4 protein-coding genes are annotated in these 5,429 nt (G+C 43.9%); all 4 read right to left on the minus strand.

Features of this window, described 5'->3' with window-relative positions; genetic code table 11:
* Nucleotides 1-141: 141 nt before the first annotated feature.
* The gene (locus V7K49_RS21255) at nucleotides 142-1,338 is read right to left on the minus strand and encodes an ABC exporter membrane fusion protein (protein WP_335207313.1); all 1,197 of its coding nucleotides are present in this window, start codon (nucleotides 1,336-1,338) and stop codon (nucleotides 142-144) included.
* Nucleotides 1,339-2,281: 943 nt separating this feature from the next.
* Nucleotides 2,282-4,246 carry a response regulator gene (locus V7K49_RS21260; RefSeq protein WP_442948685.1) on the minus strand — a complete coding sequence of 655 codons (1,965 nt, stop codon included), beginning with the start codon at nucleotides 4,244-4,246 and terminating at the stop codon, nucleotides 2,282-2,284.
* Nucleotides 4,246-4,722 carry a response regulator gene (locus V7K49_RS21265; protein WP_334871755.1) on the minus strand — a complete coding sequence of 159 codons (477 nt, stop codon included), beginning with the start codon at nucleotides 4,720-4,722 and terminating at the stop codon, nucleotides 4,246-4,248. The genes V7K49_RS21260 and V7K49_RS21265 overlap by 1 nt, the downstream gene beginning before the upstream one ends.
* On the minus strand, nucleotides 4,719-5,348 hold the full coding sequence (locus V7K49_RS21270; protein WP_335207315.1) for a sensor histidine kinase: 630 nt from the start codon (nucleotides 5,346-5,348) through the stop codon (nucleotides 4,719-4,721). Before V7K49_RS21270 ends, V7K49_RS21265 begins: the two co-directional genes overlap by 4 nt.
* Nucleotides 5,349-5,429 lie beyond the last annotated feature (81 nt).

Consider the following 5,429-nt stretch of genomic DNA (forward strand, 5'->3'; position numbering starts at 1 on the left):
TTCATCCACCTCAAAGACTCGTTCATCCACCTCAAAGACTCGTTCATCCACCTCAAAGACTCGTTCATCCACCTCAAAGACTCGTTCATCCACCTTATATCTCCATTCCTAATGCCCCATGCCCAATGCCCCATGCCCTTTTCATAGTTCAATTACTGCCTTAACTTGCATATTGGTTAAGTTGGCAGCTTTTTGGCTGGAGGCTTGATCTAGTCGGATATGGACTTCTATTACTCTGTTGTCGATATTGCTGACGGGATCTATGTTAATGACATTCTGCCGTCGCACTTGCAAGCCTTTGCGATCTACGATTCCCTGGAATTCAATCGGCAGGTAATCACCAAATATTTGTACTTGCTGCCCTGAATGCACTTTGCCGATATCGCTTTCATAGACTTCGGCTATGACATACATCTGGCTGGTTTGTCCAATATCTGCAATGCCATCATTTGATACCAATTCCCCAGGATGGGTGTGGATCTCAAATACCTGTCCATCTTGGGGCGATCGCACCTGAGACTGTTCGAGATTGACTTTTGCTAGATTCATAGCTGCTATAGCACGATTAACTTCTGCTTGAGCAGCTTCTACATCCACTCCGCGCACTTCAGCAATTTCATCGAGTGTTGCTGTGGCTTCTTTAATCTTTTGCTGGCTAGTTGATTGGGTGCGATTTAACTGTGCCTGTGCTTCTTGCAGGCTTTTTTGGGACGTTTCCAAGTTTAAACGCTTGCTATCCCCTTGGGAGGTGGAAATTGCACCCTGTTGAAATAGTTGCTGATAGCGTTCGTCTTCTGCTTGGGCGTTACGCACTTCGGCTTGGAATCGCTCAATTGTTGCTGCTTGGGCATTAATATCGCCAAGGTGTTCTGCTTTTAGCCGAGCGATCGCAGCTTTTTGGGCAGCAATTTCACCGCGTTTAGCACCTGCTTGTATGCGGTTTAGGTTTGCCTGGGCTACTTTCACTTGTTCTTGCACCTCTTTTAATTCTGCTTGCAAGCGATCGCGGCTGTTCAAAATCGCAATCACCTGTCCTGCTTTTACCCTATCCCCCTCCTTCACTAACAACTTTTCTACCCGATTTCCTTCTGTAGACACCGCAGCAGAGAGTTTAATTACCTTTCCCTGTGGTTCAATCCGCCCTAAAGCTGTTACTGTTTTTAACTGTGGCAATTGTGTTGCTGGCATTTGTGCCTCTGGATTTGCATCATGCCAGCGTTTTACTATATAAAAACTTATTCCACAAACCAATAAAGATGCAATTATACCTATAGCAACGGATGGACGCAGGATAAACTTAGGGAACGTTCTGTACCCTAGCTTTGAGTTTCGCACCATAGATTACCTCTTAACTAGTGGCGCAGAAAAAACTAAATAAATTAAGTTTTTATCTTTATACCGATTACTTGTGAGCTTACTTTTGAACAAGGAGCAAAATTCCCTTGTTTTTTCGGCGGAAGCAAGCCTGATTTTGTGCAGCCTTTTAGAGAATTAATATTACCTCTTTGCTAATACTTATTATCGATTCAGAGTTCATAAAAAAGGAAAATTGTTGAGAATTTACCAGCCGACTGCAATTTAGCTGGATAGGATAACAGCAAGTTATATGATGTCCCGGCAATTAAGCATAATACCCAGAACCCCACTCCCCCAAAGCTACGCTTGAGCTAACCGGGTGTACACACAAGTCGAATTACCCCCCTTAATCCCCCCTTTCTAAGGGGGGAAACAGGAAATTTAATTCCCTTCCCTTAGAAAGGGGAGGGTTAGAGTGGGGTTCTTTTCTTATGGGTAATTTGGTGGACATGATATTACTCTCCAGTATTAAGAGACTTATGTTCCTGATAAACTACTTTTGTTTTTTGAAAGTACTCAGGTATAGTAAACGTTTTCCAAATTACGCGTTGTAACAGCGCCCACAATCAGAGGAAATTCAGTTAGAAGGAAATATTTTTTATCAGGAAAAATAAATAAACTTCAATCGCTAAAAAATCTCTTTAAATTTGATAGCTTTATAATTTTTAGTGATATAGCAGTCCTAAATCATTTGTAAAAAGAAATTAACCACAGAGGCTAAAGAGACGCAGAGAGACGAATCGGAGATTTTCACGACTCATTTAGGATTGCTATATATTTCACTCCTGAAAGTTCTCTTTCGGAATTGTTTTTTAAATTAACCAACCCATTTGCTACCAATCACTTCAGTGCGCGATCGCATCCAATATGGTTCGGTTAACGTTTTCACGAGGTTTATCTAATTACTCCGATTTATCACGAACACCTAAACACATTTGACTAAATTGGAAATCGCCATGAGCAATTCCTCTGGTGCTACAGGTTTAACGATGTGCTGTTGAAACCCGGCTCTTAGGGCTTGCTGCTGATTGATTTCGCCTGCATAAGCAGTCAGAGCGATCGCTGGAATCTGTTTTCCCCCTACTTCTGCTTCTAGAGCACGCACCTCTTGCATCAGCATATAGCCGTTCATCTCTGGCATCCCAATATCGCTGAGTAAGATATCTGGCTTTGACTGTATTAGCGCTTGTAATGCTTCATCTGCCGATCCAACTGCGGTGACGATCGCTCCAAACTGTTCCAGCACAAAGCGGAAAAATTCGCGGCTATCAGTATTGTCATCCACAATCAGGACTTGTAGACCCATCAGGGGAGAGGAGGCAAAAATGGCAGTTGAAGAATCAGCATTCGGCTCATTGTCGATTGTTGCACTGTTCTTGAGCAGTGGTAATCTAATTGTGAAGATGGCTCCCTGCTCCTCCCCAAGACTTTCGGCCGAAATCGTTCCACCGTGCATCTCAATCAAGTGACGAGCGATCGCTAAACCTAACCCTAACCCACCAAACTTTCTAGTTGTTGTACTATCACCCTGACGGAAATAGTCAAATACATAAAGTAAAAAGTCAGGGTGAATGCCTTTACCTGTATCGCTGACGGTAATCTGCACTTGAGCGTCGATGCACTCCAATTGCACATTGACTTTTCCGCCAATCGGTGTAAATTTGACGGCATTCGATAAAAGGTTCCAGAAAACTTGCTGTAAGCGGGCTGAATCACCCAAAACTTTCCCCTTCGGATCAAGCATCGTCTCAATTTGAATGGTTTTAGCCTCTGCTGCTAAACGCACTGTCTCCATTGCTGCTTCAATGGTGGATGCCAGATTAACTGGTATCATCTTGAGATTGAGTTTGCCTTGGAGGATGCGAGAAACATCGAGCAAGTCATCAATTAGTTCAGCTTGTAATTTAGCATTGCGCTCAATGGTTTCAAGGGCTTTTTGGAGCGCGGTATCATCAAATTTACGGCTCTGTAACAGTTTTGCCCAACCAAGAATTGGATTCAGTGGCGATCGCAATTCATGGGAAAGTACCGCCAAAAACTCATCTTTGATCCGGTTAGCAGCCTCTGCTTCTGCCCTGGCTGTTTGCTCAAGTTGCAAAAGGCGATCGCGTTCTGATTCAGTGCGTTTGCGATCGCTGATATCAGTTAGCATGGCGATCGCGCCCAAGAACTCATTTTGTTCACTAAAAATAGCTCTAGTAGAAATCAGCGTCCAGATATACGAACCATCCTTGCAGCGCAATTGACCTTCCTTAAGATCACTCTCTTCTCCTTTTAGCCACTTTAAGATCTCTTCAGCTACTATCCCATCAGCCTGAGCCATAAAATCAAACATGGAACGACCGAGCATCTCTTGAGCCGGATAACCTAACATCTCGGAGAACCGTTGATTTACAAACTCTGTTCGTGATTGAGAGTCAATCATCCAGATTCCCTCATAAGAGGTATCAACAATTCTGCGATATCTGGCTTCACTCTTCTGTAGCGATTCCTCTGCTTGCTGGCGCTCTCGGCGCTCCTTGGCTTCTTGCAATGCCCGTTGCACCGAGGGAACTAACCGCCCTAGTCGTTGCTTTAATACATAATCAGTTGCACCGTTCTTCAAGGCTTCGATCGCTAATTCTTCGCCCAATGCGGCAGAGACAAAGATAAAAGGAACCTCAGGACAACGATTTCGGGCAATTTTCAGAGCCGAAATTCCATCAAAAGAAGGTAAGGCATAATCGGCAAGAATTAAATCGAAAGTCTCTGTTTCCAGAGCAGTCAGGAAATCAGTATCGGTTTCGACTCTGATCAGTTCGCAATTAATTCCCCCTTCGGTTAATATCGCTTCGGCAAGCTCTGCATCTAAGGGACTGTCTTCCAAAAGCAGAAAACGCAGGACATTCATCATTTAATCTCCGGTTGACGATGAGGTGCAGAGGGTAAAGCACCAAGGGGTGGCTGATTAATCACTGCCCAAAAGAGTCCCAGACCTTTGATAGCATTGGCAAACTCATGGTAATCTACAGGTTTGACGACATACGCATTTACACCTAACTTGTAGCATCGAACTAAGTCTGGCTCCTCACGGGAAGAAGTTAGGACTACGATTGGAATCACTCGCATTATTGGGTCAGATTTTAGTTGTGCCAGTACTTCTAGTCCATCGATTTTAGGCAGTTTCAAATCGAGTAGCACTACAACAGGATGCCCCTCCATTCGCAACCGGAACAGCCCCCGACGATAGAGATAATCTAGTGCTTCCTCTCCATCACGCACTACCACTACTTCGTTGGCGAGATGATTTTCTGACAAGGCGGCCAATATTAACTCTGCATCGTTAGCACTGTCTTCAATCAGGAGAATTCGCTTGAGTTCTTTCATTCGCCCTCCTTCTTCGACAGTTTAGGTAGTGAGAAATAGAAGGTGGCTCCACTGTCAACTACAGCCTCTGCCCAGACTTGGCCATTATGTCGATGAATAATCCGTTGCACGTTTGCCAATCCAACACCTGTACCTTCAAATTGTTGGTCGCTATGCAGGCGTTGAAATACTCCGAATAGCTTGTGGACATATTGCATATTAAAACCTACGCCGTTATCTTGTATAAAAAAGACAACTTCGTTTTCATTGTCAGTACTTCCAATAGTAATTTCTGCTGGGTTTCGAGTCTGGGTATACTTTACGGCATTGCCTATGAGGTTGCGAAGGACGAGCCGCAGCATCGAAGGGTCACCTTGTACTTCTGGTACTGATTCTATGTGCCAATTAATTGTACGTCCTGGGGTTTGGCTGACCAAATCGCGCTTTATCTCTTGCACTAGTTGCTCCATATTGAGATTGATGTAGCGCATCTCGCTGCGTCCCATGCGGGAAAATGTGAGCAACTCATCGATTAGTATTCCTGCCTGTTTGGCAGTTTCGGCGATTATTCTTAAATAGCGCTGACTTATTTCATCTAACGTGGTTGTTGAGCTATGCCGCTTTTGAAGCAATTCTATAGAACCCATTTGGGATCTATAAAGTAGCTAATCTTCGGAGCATAAGTCTGACAAAACAGAGATGAATTTTAGTGGTCGCATTTTCTAAAG

Source organism: Nostoc sp., from assembly GCF_036919675.1.
Classification (GTDB): Bacteria; Cyanobacteriota; Cyanobacteriia; order Cyanobacteriales; family Nostocaceae; genus Nostoc.